Source organism: Snodgrassella sp. ESL0253 (assembly GCF_013344965.1).
GTDB lineage: Bacteria > Pseudomonadota > Gammaproteobacteria > Burkholderiales > Neisseriaceae > Snodgrassella > Snodgrassella alvi_B.
Genome location: NZ_JAAEDQ010000001.1, coordinates 253642 through 268334, shown reverse-complemented (window position 1 = coordinate 268334; position 14693 = coordinate 253642). Strand labels below are relative to the sequence as shown.

Annotated in this window: 15 protein-coding genes; 13 read left to right on the top strand and 2 right to left on the bottom strand. The window is 46.2% G+C overall.

Features of this window, described 5'->3' with window-relative positions:
- Nucleotides 1-9: 9 nt before the first annotated feature.
- The 5 genes from cydB (at nucleotide 10) to GYX26_RS01115 (ending at nucleotide 3036) form a co-directional block, all read left to right on the top strand.
- A complete protein-coding gene (gene cydB, locus GYX26_RS01135) occupies nucleotides 10-1158 on the top strand; it encodes a cytochrome d ubiquinol oxidase subunit II (RefSeq protein ID WP_174827704.1) in 1149 nt (382 codons plus the stop codon).
- Between the two features lie 59 nt (nucleotides 1159-1217).
- Nucleotides 1218-1334 carry a cytochrome bd-I oxidase subunit CydX gene (gene cydX, locus GYX26_RS01130; RefSeq protein WP_100090112.1) on the top strand — a complete coding sequence of 39 codons (117 nt, stop codon included), beginning with the start codon at nucleotides 1218-1220 and terminating at the stop codon, nucleotides 1332-1334.
- 264 nt (nucleotides 1335-1598) lie between these two features.
- Nucleotides 1599-1880 carry a hypothetical protein gene (locus tag GYX26_RS01125; RefSeq protein ID WP_174827703.1) on the top strand — a complete coding sequence of 94 codons (282 nt, stop codon included), beginning with the start codon at nucleotides 1599-1601 and terminating at the stop codon, nucleotides 1878-1880.
- A gap of 278 nt (nucleotides 1881-2158) precedes the next feature.
- Entirely contained in the window at nucleotides 2159-2521 is a 363-nt protein-coding gene (locus tag GYX26_RS01120; protein WP_174827702.1) for a DUF423 domain-containing protein, read from the top strand.
- A gap of 29 nt (nucleotides 2522-2550) precedes the next feature.
- Nucleotides 2551-3036, top strand: a complete 486-nt coding sequence (locus GYX26_RS01115; RefSeq protein WP_174827701.1) for a hypothetical protein — start codon at nucleotides 2551-2553, stop codon at nucleotides 3034-3036.
- A 106-nt stretch (nucleotides 3037-3142) separates the two neighbouring features.
- Here the strand turns inward: GYX26_RS01115 and GYX26_RS01110 are convergent, their stop codons facing one another.
- Both GYX26_RS01110 and coaD read right to left on the bottom strand, forming a co-directional pair.
- Nucleotides 3143-4513, bottom strand: coding sequence for an NAD-dependent succinate-semialdehyde dehydrogenase (locus tag GYX26_RS01110; RefSeq protein WP_174827700.1), 1371 nt, complete (start codon nucleotides 4511-4513; stop codon nucleotides 3143-3145).
- A gap of 538 nt (nucleotides 4514-5051) precedes the next feature.
- Complete coding sequence (coaD, locus tag GYX26_RS01105) at nucleotides 5052-5567, bottom strand: pantetheine-phosphate adenylyltransferase (protein WP_100090069.1); 516 nt, start codon at nucleotides 5565-5567, stop codon at nucleotides 5052-5054.
- A 366-nt stretch (nucleotides 5568-5933) separates the two neighbouring features.
- On the opposite strand from coaD, the gene GYX26_RS01100 reads away from it, so the two are divergent.
- From GYX26_RS01100 to GYX26_RS01065, 8 genes are all read left to right on the top strand, one after another.
- Complete coding sequence (locus GYX26_RS01100) at nucleotides 5934-7130, top strand: efflux RND transporter periplasmic adaptor subunit (protein WP_370520822.1); 1197 nt, start codon at nucleotides 5934-5936, stop codon at nucleotides 7128-7130.
- Between the two features lie 3 nt (nucleotides 7131-7133).
- Complete coding sequence (locus GYX26_RS01095; RefSeq protein ID WP_174827698.1) at nucleotides 7134-9071, top strand: MacB family efflux pump subunit; 1938 nt, start codon at nucleotides 7134-7136, stop codon at nucleotides 9069-9071.
- A 98-nt stretch (nucleotides 9072-9169) separates the two neighbouring features.
- Nucleotides 9170-10558, top strand: coding sequence for a TolC family protein (locus tag GYX26_RS01090; RefSeq protein ID WP_174827697.1), 1389 nt, complete (start codon nucleotides 9170-9172; stop codon nucleotides 10556-10558).
- Between the two features lie 608 nt (nucleotides 10559-11166).
- On the top strand, nucleotides 11167-11913 hold the full coding sequence (dnaQ, locus tag GYX26_RS01085; RefSeq protein WP_370520827.1) for a DNA polymerase III subunit epsilon: 747 nt from the start codon (nucleotides 11167-11169) through the stop codon (nucleotides 11911-11913).
- Complete coding sequence (gene ispD / locus GYX26_RS01080; protein WP_174827695.1) at nucleotides 11910-12617, top strand: 2-C-methyl-D-erythritol 4-phosphate cytidylyltransferase; 708 nt, start codon at nucleotides 11910-11912, stop codon at nucleotides 12615-12617. Before dnaQ ends, ispD begins: the two co-directional genes overlap by 4 nt.
- Nucleotides 12614-13096, top strand: coding sequence for a 2-C-methyl-D-erythritol 2,4-cyclodiphosphate synthase (ispF, locus tag GYX26_RS01075; RefSeq protein WP_174827694.1), 483 nt, complete (start codon nucleotides 12614-12616; stop codon nucleotides 13094-13096). The genes ispD and ispF overlap by 4 nt, the downstream gene beginning before the upstream one ends.
- 82 nt (nucleotides 13097-13178) lie before the next feature.
- The gene (rpiA, locus tag GYX26_RS01070; RefSeq protein ID WP_174827693.1) at nucleotides 13179-13847 is read left to right on the top strand and encodes a ribose-5-phosphate isomerase RpiA; all 669 of its coding nucleotides are present in this window, start codon (nucleotides 13179-13181) and stop codon (nucleotides 13845-13847) included.
- A 201-nt stretch (nucleotides 13848-14048) separates the two neighbouring features.
- Nucleotides 14049-14684, top strand: coding sequence for a thermonuclease family protein (locus tag GYX26_RS01065; RefSeq protein WP_174827692.1), 636 nt, complete (start codon nucleotides 14049-14051; stop codon nucleotides 14682-14684).
- The last annotated feature ends 9 nt before the right edge of the window (nucleotides 14685-14693 follow it).

The window sequence follows — 14693 nt, the reverse complement described above, 5'->3', positions numbered from 1 at the left end:
GAGTAGACCATGGAATTCTTAGATTATCCGGTATTGAAGTTCATTTGGTGGCTGTTGCTGGGTGTTTTGCTGATTGGTTTTGCCATTATGGACGGGCAGGATATGGGCGTAGGTGCTCTGCTTCCGTTTGTAGGCAGAAGTGATAATGAACGCCGTGTGATTATTAATACGGTAGGCCCGCACTGGGATGGAAATCAGGTATGGTTTATTACCGGCGGCGGCGCTATTTTTGCAGCCTGGCCGTATGCTTATGCAACGGCTTTTTCCGGTTTCTACTGGGCAATGATGGCCGTGTTGTGGGCTTTGTTTTTCCGTCCGGTAGGTTTTGATTATCGCAGTAAAATCAATAATCCTCTGTGGCGTTCCAGCTGGGACTGGTTACTGTTTGTCGGCAGTTTTGTGCCACCGCTGATTTTTGGTGTGGCGTTTGGTAATCTGCTGCTGGGAGTGCCGTTTCATTTTGATGATGATTTGCGTTCTTTCTATACTGGTACATTCTGGGCGTTGCTCAATCCATTCAGTCTGTTGTGTGGTGTGGTATCGGCTGCAATGATTATTTTCCATGGTGCAATTTATCTGGCTTTGCGTACCGAAGATATGGTGAGAGAACGTGCGCTGAATGCCAGTACAATTGCATTGATTGTGGTGGTGGTAACGTTTTCGCTGGCCGGTATCTGGATTGATTTGGGCATCGATGGCTATAGTCTTGTGGCCGGAAGCTATTTACCGGCTGCTTCTCCCGATCCGCTGCATAAGCAGGTGGTGACTGCTGCGGGTGCATGGATGCATAATTTTCAGCAATATCCGCTGTTATTACTGATTCCGGTGCTGGCGTATGTGGGCTTTATTCTGGCGTGGTTGCTGGCCAAGAATGGCAAAAATTTTGTGGCTTTCTGGTCGTCTGCGCTGGGGCTGGCCGGGGTAATCGGTACAGCCGGTGTGGCGATGTTTCCCTTTATCATGCCGTCCAGTACTGACCTGCGTTCCAGCCTGACGGTATGGGATGCCAGTTCCAGTGAGTTTACTTTAACTGTGATGCTGGTGGCGGTAATTATTTTTATGCCGGTTGTATTGTTTTATACCAGCTGGTGTTATCGGGTAATGCGCGGCAAGGTAACTAGTGAGCTGATTCGCAACAACGATCACAGTGCATATTAAAAATGGCTTTTCCTGCCGGCGCTGTGGCTGGCAGGAAAAGCACAAAGCAAGGAGTATTTATGTGGTATTTTGCCTGGTGTTTAGGAATTGGTTTTGCCATACTGTTGGGGGTGGTAAATGCTTTGTGGGGTGAATATCAGCAGGACAGAGATGCACTAGACCATCAATCACACTAACAGAGAATAGTATGCTGATTTGGTTTGCGCCAATACACACTATTTATTTGATTTAAAAGTTTCTTTAGTTAGCTGTATACTGCAAGTTGGGTATACAGCCTTTTTATTTGTAGCTGGGGTGATAATACTGATATTAACCAGAACATTTATTGTCGCAGTAAGCTAATTGCTGTTTTCTTGAGGTAAGTTACAATAATTTTACTGGAAAATCTTACGCTTTTGTTTTAGTATGTTTAGTGGATTTTCTCTTCGGAAAGGAGTCCGATGAATAAATTGATACGTAATGGCCTGATGCTTTCTTTAGGGCTGCTGGTAGCGGTAAGTGCTGGTGCCAAGGATATCAAGATAGCGGCCAATAATACTGCTTATGAGCCGGAAGAGGTGCAGAAGCTGGCCAGCACTGCGGTGAAAATGGGTGTGAAAGAACCCTTGAATATGAATCTGGCTGCCGGTAATCTGACTGTATCCGGCAGCAGCAGTACGAGCTGTGTCATTAAGGTAGGTACAGCGAAAGCGCCGCAAATTGCTGGTATCAGCTGTAAATAATATGATAAAAAGTTAATATACGTTTGAATGCCGAAAACTGACTAATCTGGTAGATTGGTCAGTTTTTTATTGTTTGTTAGGGCAATCTGACAACCGCTATGATAAATACTGATTTGCAATGGCCGTTGCTGAATGATTTAAGAGCTGGCTAGTAAAGTGGTTTGTTATCCGAGATTGTGTCTTTATACTGTGATTGTCTGGTTAAATGATGTGGCCGGACAACTGAACAGCATTAAGCTGAACAGACTTACTGGTTATGTTAATGATGGGGGATATTTATGTGGTTAGGTACGGCAGCGTTTAATCTGGCTGTGGCGGTAATGCTGGGTGCATTTGGTGCACATGGGTTAAAACATATGGCTAGTGAGCAGCAAATGCAATGGTGGCATACGGCCACACAATATTTTTTCTGGCATGCACTGGGTTTGCTGGCGCTGGGTGTGCTGGCAAAAGCTGTGCCGTCTTTTGCGGTAAAAATACCGTTTTGCCTGTTACAGTTGGGGCTGATTATTTTTTGTGGCTCGCTGTATCTGATGGCTTTGGGCTTGCCACGCTGGCTGGGTGCAATTACGCCGGTGGGCGGGGTGTTAATGATTATTGGCTGGCTGATTCTGACATGGCTGGCTTTTAAGCAGCAGTAGTTCTTACTGAACCTGACAGGAGGTATGCCGTGCGTTGTTATGTTTACTCTATGTTGTTTGGTCTGTTGCTGGCTGGCTCGCTGAGTGGTTGTAGTTATTCAACGGCCATGGCAGCCAATGCTTCTGCTCAGGTACGGAATCAATTAGCCATACCGGTTTCTTACCAGCAGGCCAGAAATTACTTTATTAAAAATACGGTAACCAAGTCAGTACCACGGCATATTACCTCCGCAGAAGAGTTTGCCCGTTATTTTGCTATGGCTGCTACCATGGGTAAAGCCGGAAATCCAACACCAATCGATTTTACCACTCAGGATGTATTGGTATTTGATGCAGGAATAATGCAGCAGCAACTGGATATTATGCCATTGGCGCTAAATCGTGTGCAGGACAGGTTGGTATTGAATCTGCGTATCCGCTCTGGTGCGGCACTGGGCTATCAGATGCGCCCGTTTGTATTATTGATTGTGCCGAAAGGTTTGCCTGATCAGGTGGAATTCAATATACAGAAGTGATTAGCCGGAATGGCTGTTGCTGCTGGTTATGATAAAGCAGTATTTTCATTTGCTAAAAAGCAGTCTGAGATTTCAGACTGCTTTTTTAACAGGCAAACAGGAAAAATTATTCCTGACCAATAACGATCAGCTTGTGATTAACAAACTCTTTTATACCTAAATCACTCAGCTCACGCCCAAAACCGGAGCGCTTTACTCCGCCAAATGGTAATTCAGCTACTGAATCGCCAAAGCGGTTGATAAATACCATCCCGGTTTCAATTCGGGAAGCTATTTTTTTCGCCCGTTCAATATCTTTTGAGTAAACGGTGCCACCCAGGCCAAAGTTGGAATCATTAGCCAGTGCAATGGCTTCATCGTCATTTTTAACCACATATAACTGAGCTACCGGGCCAAAAAATTCTTCAAAATAGGCTGGATTATCACGGCTGATATCGGTAATCAGGGTAGGAGTGAAGAAGTTGCCATCGGCTGGCTGATTACCACACAATACTTTAGCACCATGGGCAATGGCTGCATCAAGCTGTTTCTGCAAATTTTCTTTGCTTTTACGTGAGGAAAGCGGAGCCAGAGTAGTATTTTCATCCAGTGGATCGCCCATTATCACTTTGGCAAAGTCGTCCTGAATAATTTGAATAAACTGCTGCGCCACTTTTTCGTGCACGATATAACGTTTTGCCGCAGTGCATACCTGTCCGGCGTTATACAGTCGGCCACCTACTGCGGTATGTGCAGCAGCTACCACATCTGCATCATCTGTAACCACGAATACATCATTGCCGCCCAGTTCCATGGTGGCTTTTTTCAGCTTGCTGCCAGCCTGTCCGGCCACAACGCTGCCGGCACCTTCGGAACCGGTAAGAGCAACACCCTGTACCCGTTTGTCGCTGATGATGGTGGCAATCTGGTCTGGGCTGACAAACAGATTGGTATAGGCGCCAGCCGGTGCATTGGCTTCGCGCAGTAAATCTTCTACCAGCTGCGCACACTGCGGTACATTGCTGGCATGTTTGGCCATTACCGGATTACCCACTGCTATTGCCGGTGCAATCACGCGAATCAGCTGATAAATCGGAAAGTTCCACGGCTCGATAGCCAGAATAATGCCAATAGGATGATGTTCTACCCAGCCCTTGCCCAGTTTGCTAGGATAGGCTACTGGTTTAAGTAGTTCGGCAGCCTGTTTGGCATAGTACTGTACTATGTCAATGCAACAGGCAACTTCATTGCGGCTTTCAGCCAGACGTTTACCCATATCCAGTGTGATGGTACGGGCAATTTTGTCCTGATGCATGGTCATGACATCAGCCAGACGGCGCAGTAAGGCCTGTCTGTCGGCAATGTTTTCTGGTTGTGCCCATGCAGACTGATACAAGGCATAGGCCTGAGTCAGTGCGCTTTCTACTTCAGCATCAGTGTGATTGGTGAAGGTTTTAATGAGTTCGTTGTTAAACGGATTAATAGATTGGTAAGCCATGTGCTGCTACTCCTTATAGATGTGATGGTAAGAATATTTATCTGCTAATACGTAAGACAGAAGAAACTTGTCATACGATTCAGGTTTGTACGACTGTAACGAAATAAGGAATAGAATCAGATACTAAAATGATTGTACGGTAGCGGTAAAGATTTTGTAAAGTGGCGCACTGATTTTATAACCCGACTATGAGCCGAACGGGAGGAAAATATAGTACGTGTATTGATGATATTCCGCATAGTTGGTGTTAAGCCACTGCATTACAGCTATATTAATACACTAAAGGTAACAACAGAATGTGGATTTGGCACGATAGCATTTTTCAGCTAGTGCGTACAGCACGATTGCCCCACTTACAGGGAAAATAGATGGGCAGAAAGCAATGTTATGAAAAATCCTGTCTGCGAATAATGGCTTCTTCTCTGGATTGGAAGCCATTATTAAAGCTCTGTATATTATAGGAACCAAATGCTAAACCAGCATTTAAGCTATGGTTTTGTGGCTCTGATGGTTATGAATTTTGATGGTAGGGCAATGTTCAACGCTCATGGTACATATGATCCTGCATGATTTTTTCATAAACAGCATCAGGTACATAGCGGCGTATCATTGCTTGCCAGTTTTGCGGGCCTACCATGCCTTTAACCATGGTTGAGGAAACCTCGGCATATTCACGTGGCGGCATCAGAAAAATAGTAGATATATCCGGCTGTAAATCATGATTGATGTGGCGCATAGAGCGCTCATATTCATAGTCTGAGGCGGTACGAATGCCGCGCACGATGAAATCCGCCCCTATACTGCGTGCATAGTTAACCAGATATTGATTCTCAAAGCAGGAAATTTTCACATTGGGAAAATTGGCGGTAATTGCCCGCAGCATTTGCTTGCGTTCTTCGATTGAATACGTCGTGGTTTTTTCCGGATTAACCCCGATAGCAACAGTCAGTTCATCAAACAATGGCTGGGCTTCACGAATCATCCATAAATGGCCATTGGTGGGCGGGTCGAAACTGCCAGCATACACTGCCCGGCGAATGGTTGAATTAGTCATTATGGTATGTTCCAAACTGCTTTCTTGTGGGTGCCAGAATGATTTATCGGCACGCTGATGCTCACATTATTGTTTTGATTGTAAACCGTTAGTGCTTTTTTTCAATACTGTGAACACAAAGCTGCGCAGCTTAATCAGTTGTGCTGGCTTTGTCAAAGCATAATAGGTTTTAATTCTGTGCAGAATGAGAAAAATTTCGGCTAAGGTAAATAATGGTTAATAAACACTGTATTTTATCTGTCTTATAGCAGACTTATGGCTATATCTGAAAGATATGTTGATGAGAATGGTTTGCATCCTTTACAATTTTAATCTTTTGCCACCATGTATTAATTAGGGCAAAAATGCTTGAGTGTTATACGGATAATGAAGCAGATGAAAAAAAAATGGGTTAAAAGAGTAGTGTGGTTACTGGTTTTGGTGCTGCTGGCCGCAGTATTGTGGAGTCTGTTTTTCAAACCTAAAAACCAGATGAATTTTGTTACTGATGAGGTGCGCCGCAGTGATATAAGCCAGACAGTCAATGCTACCGGTGAAATTGCCGCAGCTCAGCTAGTTGACGTGGGTGCACAGGCGTCAGGCCAGATTAAAAAATTGTATGTCAAACTGGGTCAGCAGGTGAAAAAGGGTGATTTGATTGCGGATATCGATTCAACCACTCAGTTAAACACGCTCAACACCAATAAAGCCAAGCTGGATACTTACCGGGCACAGCTGGTATCGGCTGAAATCGCTTTGAAGATGAAGCAGCGAGCATTTAACCGCGAACAGGCTCTAATGGCTCAGGATGCCACATCTAAAGCAGATTTTGATAATGCGCAGGACAATCTGGCCGCGGCACGCGCCAATGTAGCTGAGCTGAAGTCTCAGATTCGGCAAACCCAGATTGCGATTAATACCTCCGAAGCAGATTTGGGCTATACGCGTATTACTGCGCCGATGGATGGCACAGTGGTTTCCATTCCGGTAGAAGAAGGGCAAACAGTAAATTCCAGCCAGAATACGCCGACTATTGTTCAGCTGGCCGATTTGAGCAAAATGCTGAATAAAATGCAGATTGCAGAGGGAGACATGAACAAGGTTAAAGCGGGCATGCATTTAACTTTCACTACGCTGGCGGATAACAGTAAGGTGCGTAATGCTACGCTCGAAGCAGTAGACCCGGGCTTAACCAAAATGTCGCAAGGCGGTTACAACACCAGTACTGACACCACCGATACGGCTATTTATTACTATGCCCGCGCACTGGTTCCGAATGATGACGGTTCCCTGCATATTGGTATGACTACTCAGAATAATATACTGGTGAAATCTGCCACTAATGTGCTCACAGTATCCAATCAGGCTATCAAGCATCGACGAGGCAAAAAAGTAGTGCAGGTATTGGGCAATGACCAGCAGGTACAGGAAAAACAGATTCAGACCGGTATTACTGATGGGATGCGTACAGAAGTGAAATCAGGTTTGAACGCAGGTGATCAGGTGGTGTTATCGGCACTAAGCAGTGCTGAAGCCAGAAATGGCGTTAGCAAAGACCCGAAAATGCGCGGCTCGAGAATGTAAGTCATGAGTTTATTGGAAATTAAGGCCATCAATCGCTGGTTTGGCCATGGTGAAAACCGGGTACAGGTGCTTAAGGATATCAACCTGAGTATCGAAAAAGGCGATTTTGTGGCCATTATCGGCCAGTCTGGCTCCGGTAAATCTACCCTGATGAATATCATTGGTTGTCTGGATGTGCCATCCAGCGGTTCATACAGGATTGATGGCGTGGAAACCGCGACCATGACTGCGGACGAGCAGGCCGCTTTGCGCCGTCGTAGCTTTGGTTTTATTTTTCAGCGTTATAACCTGCTCAGTTCGTTAACTGCCCGCGAAAATGTAGCCTTGCCGGCTGTGTATGCGGGTATGGAACATGGCGAACGGCTGAAACGGGCAGATGAATTGCTGGCGCAGCTCGGGCTGGCCGGTAAGGAAGAAAATCGCCCCAGCGAACTTTCTGGTGGTCAGCAGCAGCGGGTCAGTATTGCCCGGGCGCTGATGAATGGTGGTGAAATCATCCTGGCGGATGAACCTACCGGTGCACTGGATACCGGCAGCGGGCAAAATGTGATGGAAATTCTGCATAAACTGCATGATGCAGGTCATACTATTGTAATGGTAACCCATGATCCAACTATCGCTGCCAATGCTAATCGGGTGATTGAAATACGCGATGGGCGCATTATTGCCGACCACAGCAAAAATACAAGCATTCCCCCCAGCAACATTGAAAGTATTGCAGAGCATAACTCCTGGCATTTTTACCGCGACCAGCTATTTGAGTCGTTTCGCATGTCCATTCAGGCAATTATGGCGCATAAGATGCGTTCCTTTCTCACCATGCTCGGGATTATCATCGGTATTGCTTCGGTGGTTTCAGTGGTGGCGCTGGGACGAGGCTCGCAGGCAAAAATTCTGGAAAACATTAATGCTATGGGCACAAATACGGTTACGGTTTATCCGGGCTATGGATTTGGCGATCGCCGTTCATCCCGGATTAAAACCCTGACTGTGGGCGATGCGGAAACATTGAAACAGCAGGATTATGTTGACAGTGTTACTCCGGGAGTAAGTACCAGTGGCACGTTAACATATGATAATCAGTCACTTTCTGCGCAGCTATATGGGGTGGGTGACCAGTATTTCGATGTACGCGGTATTAAAATTGCTGTTGGCAGCCTGTTTAATGAAGATGATGTTAATCAGAATGGTCAGGTGGTGGTGATTGATAACAACACCAAAAACAAGCTGTTTGCTGATGGCACTAATCCACTGGGGCAGGTGATTTTGTTTAATAAACGGCCATTACGGGTGATAGGGGTGACGGCACCAAACAATAATAGCTTTATGGATAGTGACAGTTTGCAACTCTATACCCCCTATACTACGCTGATGAACCGGATTTCCGGCTCGAAATACATTACTTCGGTAACGGTAAAGGTAAAAGATAATGTTAATTCGCAAACGGCCGAAAAAGGTATTATTGAGTTGCTGAAAGCCCGTCATGGTACGGAAGACTTTTTTACCCGTAACAGCGATACCATTAAGCAAACCATTGAAAGCACCACCGGTACCATGACTCTGCTGATTTCCAGTATAGCCCTGATTTCACTGGTGGTGGGCGGTATCGGGGTGATGAATATCATGCTGGTGTCGGTAACTGAGCGGGTAAAGGAAATTGGTATCCGTATGGCCATCGGGGCGCGTCAGCACAATATTCTTGAGCAGTTTCTGATTGAGGCGGTGCTGATTTGTCTGATTGGCGGGGTGGTAGGCGTATTGTTTTCTTTTGCCATCAGTATGCTGTTTAATCTTGTGGCCACCGATTTTGCCATGTCGTTTTCAACGCTTTCTATTGTAATGGCGGTACTGTGTTCCACTGTGATTGGGGTATTGTTTGGTTTTATGCCGGCCAAACGGGCTTCGCAACTGAATCCGATTGATGCATTGTCTCGTGATTAAGTCTGCTTTTTCCGACAGTAGCAGTTGTAGGTGGATGTTTGCGGTAGCTGGAGTTATCGGGTCGGGTTCGGTGGCCGCTAGAATTTAAAGTAACCATGATGAAAAATATTTCTGTGAAAAGCAGCACCGCTGTATTGGTGCTCAGTTTAAGCGTACTGTTGGCAGGCTGTGCTACGCATACTTCCTATCCGCAGCAAAGCCTGCGTAAAGCCGGAATGCTAAGCAGTGCAGAAATTGCTGCGCAATATCAGGTTAATGCAAACTGGTGGGAAATCTATCAGGATGCCACATTGAATCAGTTAATCAGCACGGCGCTGGCCAATAATACTGATTTACGTCAGGCGGCATTAACCGCAGAAAAAGCGCGCTACAGTGCCCGGCTGACTGGCGTGGATTTATTTCCCAAAGCCAATGGTTCACTTGGTGCCAGCAGCTCTAAAGACCTGAAACATGGCGGTGAGTCCAGCCGTAACTTCAGCGGACAGCTTGGCTTGAGCTATGAACTGGATGTGTGGCAGAAAATGCGAGCCAATACCAATGCGGCCATCTGGCGTTATCACGCCAGTGAGCAGGATATGGCCGCCAGCCGGCTGTCGCTGATTAACAGTGTGGTGGATAACTATTTTCATCTGGCTTATATCGATGGTGCCATCAGCCTCACTAAAGACACTATTGAGCAGTACCGGCAGATTGCGCGTATTGCTCAGGCACAGTATCAAGTGGGCAAGGTGAGCAGTATTAATGCCACCAATGCCAAACAATCGTTACTCAATGCCGAAAACAGCCTGACTTCACTGCAACAGAACCGGGTAGAAGTCGTGCAAAATTTGCATAATTTACTGAATCAGCGCCCGAATGAAGTAACAGATATCCGGCCGACACCATTAAATCAGATTCATTTTAGTGAGGTGAATCTGGATGTGCCGTTGTCTGTACTGGCCAATCGCCCTGATTTACGTGCGGCCGAGTATCGTTTACAGTCTGCCTATGCCAGTCAACAGGCTACGCGGCGAAGCTGGTATCCGGGTGTCAGCCTGAGTACTGTAGTTAATTCGCGTTCTGATACGGCTACTTCAGCTTTGCATTTTCCTGTCGGTACAGCAAGTGTTAATGTGAATCTGCCTTTTCTGGATTGGCAAACCCTCTACTGGCAAAATAAACAGGCCAAGGCTGATTTTGAAAGTGCGAAATTAACTTTCGAACAATCGTTAACTACGGCGCTTAATGAAGTGGCGCGCTATTACCAGCAATACACGCTTAGCCGCGCCACTCTGGCCAATACTGAGCAGAAATATCAGTACGATTTGAAAAACAGCCGCTATTACCATGCGCGCTATCAGTACGGTACCAATCCGCTCAGTGACTGGCTGGATGCATTGAATACGCAATATTCTTCGGCACAGAATGTATTGAATAACCGTTATAATGTTTTGCAGAATGAAAATCTGATTTATCAAGCCATGGCCGGGCGTTATCAGCCGCAGTAATACCGGTGCTGATTTATCTGTTTATGCGCTGGCTGTGAAAGCTGGCCTATGATTGCGCAGCTACTGATTAATCGGGCTCTGTATTTGATTAAATAGTCAGAAAAAAATCGCCCCTGAAAAAAAGGGGCGCAAAAGGAACACAAACCACTACCAATAATTAACTGCCATAATAAATCGTTGCGATGGCAACAATTCATTTTAAAATCGGTTTACATGTTCAGCTACTTCAACACGTTATCTGTCAATATTTGTGTTGTTGCGTGAACATAAGTGCATCATAAACAAATTGGTTTCTAATTGCAAATGATAGTTATTATTATTTCTGAAAATTACACCGATTTATATTTATATATTTGATTTTAATGGTAATAAAAATGGGGTTATGGTTGTTGGTTAGTCGCTAATATGACGTTGATCTGGAAAATGCGCTGGTTTTGCCTGCGTATGCTGCTAAAATTGCACTTTCGTGATTATGCAGCCTGTTACTGCGATAAGTCTGGCTGGGTCGAAAAGTAAATCTGCTGCTGGCTGTTACTGGCAGGTATGCGTAGTAATAGATTTTTAGTATTATCGTTGTTTTAGGTCTGCGGTATTCAACCGCTTATAGCATCAATATGCGTCAAATTATTCTCGATACTGAAACCACTGGCCTGTCGGCAAGCAATGGCGATCGTCTGATTGAGTTTGCCGGCGTGGAAATGATAGACCGGCGTCTTACTGGTAACAACTTGCATCTGTATGTTAATCCTGAGCGTGATATCCCGGAGGAGGCTGTGGCTGTGCACGGGATTACGCTGGAAAAGCTGCACGAAATGAATGCACCGGTATTTGCTGAAGTGGCACAGCAGATTGCCGATTATATACGTGGTGCCGAGCTGATTATTCATAATGCCACGTTTGATGAGGGTTTTCTGGATATGGAGTTTAGCCGTCTGGGAATGCCCAAAACTAGAACCATTACCAGCGGTATCACTGATACCCTCAAAATGGCACGGGACAGATATCCGGGGCAGAAGAATTCGCTGGATGCATTGTGTACGCGTCTGGAAGTTGACCGCAGCAAGCGTGTACTGCATGGCGCATTGATTGACTGCGAATTACTGGGTGAAGTTTATCTGGCCATGACGCGTAGCCAGTTCAGTCTGGTGGATGAACTGATGGCTACAACCACTGCCAGCAATAATCCGGCAGCCGGCAGCCAGTATCAGATTAAACACGCAGCGCTACCAGTAGTCACACCCAGCAGCGAAGAGCTGGCAGAGCATGAAGCCTATTTGCAGGAATTGGACAAAATTGCTGGCGCGCCCTGTGTCTGGCGGCAGTGGCAGCAGGATACTGAGGATAAACCTGCATGACTCGCCATGTGGTGCTGATTCCAGCCGCCGGTATCGGTGCACGCTTTGGTGCTGCGTGTCCGAAACAGTATGTCAATCTGGCTGGTAAAACTGTTTTAGAACATACCGTGTCGCGACTGGCACAAATCAGTGCAATTGATTTACTGCTGATTGTGGTTTCCGAACAGGATGCTTATATCGATGCCATTTATCCAGCAGCAGCGTTACCGCCGAATGTCCATATTCTGCGTTGTGGCGGTGCTACGCGTGCGCAGACTGTGCGCAATGGTATTACGCATGCACAGCAGCAGTTTGGCTTACAGGATAATGACTGGCTACTGGTACATGATGCTGCACGTTGTTGTGTGAGTGCTGATTCGGTACAGCGTCTGCTTGCAGCCGTACACAATCATACCGTAGGCGGGTTGCTGGCGCTGCCAGTAGCCGATACCTTGAAGCAGGCTGATACAGCGCAGCATGTATGCCGTACGGTGAGTAGAGCGGGTTTGTGGCAGGCACAAACACCACAAATGTTCCGTGCCGGTATTCTGGCCAGAGCACTGGCACAGGCGGATCTGGATGTGATAACAGATGAATCTTCCGCTGTGGAAGCACTTGGTCTGGCGCCGCTGCTGGTACCAGGCGATGTCTGTAACCTGAAATTAACCAGCGCACAGGATGCTTTATTAGCCACCTATTTTTTACAGCAGGAAACCGTTGAATGAATTCGATAAGAATCGGACAAGGCTATGATGTGCATCAGCTCGTAGCTGGCAGGCCGCTGTTACTGGGCGGGGTAAATATTCCCTTTGATAAAGGCTTGCTTGGTCATTCTGATGCCGATGCGCTATTGCATGCCATTACCGATGCGCTGCTGGGTGCAGCGGCGTTAGGTGATATCGGTAAACTTTATCCGGATACCGCTGCTGCGAATAAAGACGCAGACAGCCGCGTGCTGTTGCGTGGAGCTTATGCCGCTGTGCAGGCTGCTGGCTGGCGGGTGGTCAATGTCGACAGTACGGTGATTGCTCAGCAGCCAAAATTACGTCCTTATATAGACCAGATGCGAATGCACATTGCTTCTGACCTGAATTTGCCCCTTGAAGCGGTGAATATTAAGGGGAAAACCAATGAGAAATTGGGTTATCTGGGACGGGAAGAAGCTATTGAAGCTCAGGCCATTGTCTTACTGACAGCAGTTTAATCTGGTATGCGCTTGAGCTATAATTTTTTATGCAGATAAATATTGTCTGAGTATTGAACAGAGTAAAGAAGGAGCAGTAAGTATGACAGCACAAGATGAGCTGAAGCGTCAGGCCGCTGAAAAAGCAGTGGAATATGTACAGGAAAACGAATATTTGGGGGTGGGTACTGGTTCGACTGTACGTTTCTTTATTGAAGCGCTGGCGCAAAGCAGAAAAAGAATCAAAGGTGCGGTTTCCACTTCTGTCCAGACCAGTGAAGCGCTGAAAAGCTTTGGCATTCCTGAAGTAACTCTGAATGAAGTCAATGGTTTGCCCTTGTATGTTGATGGCGCAGACGAAATTAATCATTTATTGCAGATGATTAAAGGCGGCGGTGGCGCATTGTTAAATGAAAAAATTGTGGCCAGCGCTGCTGAAAAATTCATTTGTATTGCCGATGAAAGCAAGTACACTAGCCGCCTTGGTCATGTTCCGCTGCCGGTAGAGGTCAGGCCAAATGCACGTTCACTGGTAGCACGCAAACTGTTGAAACTGGGCGGCGAGCCGGAGTTGCGTTTGGGTTTTACCACCGATAATGGCAATCAGATTCTGGATGTGGCTCATCTGAATCTGAACGAACCGATTAAAATGGAAGATGCGATTAACGGTATACCTGGCGTGGTAGACAATGGTTTGTTTACCCATCACGCAGCTGATTTGCTGGTGCTTGGTTGCAGCAGTGGCGTTCAGGTATTAACGGCCAAAGTCTGAATTTGCTGCGGCAGAAGGTGTAATAATAGTTTGGATTAATATCTGCGCAGCCAGTTGCCTTAAAAAGGGTGACTGGCTGCTGTTGTTTCAAGCACCTGTCCTGTTGGCAGCATAGTCGGCAACAACTGGTGGCAGCCTGTTAATCTGGCCAAACATATTCAAGATACGGTTTTCTGATAAATGCATAAAAGGCAAAAAATTTTGACCAAATGGCGTAAAATTCTATTGTGGATAGCAGTTAGTCTGACGATAGCTAAAGTCTGGTTACCGGACAGCATGATTGCGCCATTAGAAAACTGGATCCATAAAGCCGATAGCATAGTGCATTCTGTGCAGGACATTTTCAATGGCAGACCAGCAGGTAACAGAGGTACAAAATGGGCAGCAGCCAGTAAAGGACAATATTCTGGTAGCGTTGATAGCGTGCATGATGGAGATACAGTACATATCAGAGATAAGGATGGACACATGCATAAGGTACGTCTGGCTAATATAGATGCACCGGAAATCAAACAGGCCTACGGGATAGCCAGTCGTGATGCCTTAAAGGCACGTATTGAAGGCCAGCCTGTGGTTGTTAATGTTGTTGCCGTCGACCAGTATCAGCGTGAAGTTGGCCAGATTATGCTGAATAATGTGGATATTAATTTATGGATGGTGCAACAGGGGTATGCCTGGCATTACACCTCGATTGCCAAAAAACAGCAGGATCGCTTAGGTTTTAGCCGTTATCAGGATGCCCAGCTTCAGGCACGCCAAAAACGGCTTGGTTTGTGGCACAATGCGCGAGCAATTGCACCCTGGCAGTTTCGTCAGCAACAAAAAAACAGATCATAGTCGAATCTC

Bases quoted from the DNA above. Each gene is read 5' to 3' on its own strand.
- GYX26_RS01090 (WP_174827697.1), top strand. From the start codon at position 9,170: ATGAAAAATATTTCTGTGAAAAGCAGCACCGCTGTATTGGTGCTCAGT.
- rpiA (WP_174827693.1), top strand. From the start codon at position 13,179: ATGACAGCACAAGATGAGCTGAAGCGTCAGGCCGCTGAAAAAGCAGTG.
- coaD (WP_100090069.1), bottom strand. From the start codon at position 5,567: ATGACTAATTCAACCATTCGCCGGGCAGTGTATGCTGGCAGTTTCGAC.
- GYX26_RS01120 (WP_174827702.1), top strand. From the start codon at position 2,159: ATGTGGTTAGGTACGGCAGCGTTTAATCTGGCTGTGGCGGTAATGCTG.
- GYX26_RS01095 (WP_174827698.1), top strand. From the start codon at position 7,134: ATGAGTTTATTGGAAATTAAGGCCATCAATCGCTGGTTTGGCCATGGT.
- cydB (WP_174827704.1), top strand. From the start codon at position 10: ATGGAATTCTTAGATTATCCGGTATTGAAGTTCATTTGGTGGCTGTTG.
- GYX26_RS01125 (WP_174827703.1), top strand. From the start codon at position 1,599: ATGAATAAATTGATACGTAATGGCCTGATGCTTTCTTTAGGGCTGCTG.
- GYX26_RS01100 (WP_370520822.1), top strand. From the start codon at position 5,934: ATGAAGCAGATGAAAAAAAAATGGGTTAAAAGAGTAGTGTGGTTACTG.
- ispF (WP_174827694.1), top strand. From the start codon at position 12,614: ATGAATTCGATAAGAATCGGACAAGGCTATGATGTGCATCAGCTCGTA.
- ispD (WP_174827695.1), top strand. From the start codon at position 11,910: ATGACTCGCCATGTGGTGCTGATTCCAGCCGCCGGTATCGGTGCACGC.
- GYX26_RS01110 (WP_174827700.1), bottom strand. From the start codon at position 4,513: ATGGCTTACCAATCTATTAATCCGTTTAACAACGAACTCATTAAAACC.
- cydX (WP_100090112.1), top strand. From the start codon at position 1,218: ATGTGGTATTTTGCCTGGTGTTTAGGAATTGGTTTTGCCATACTGTTG.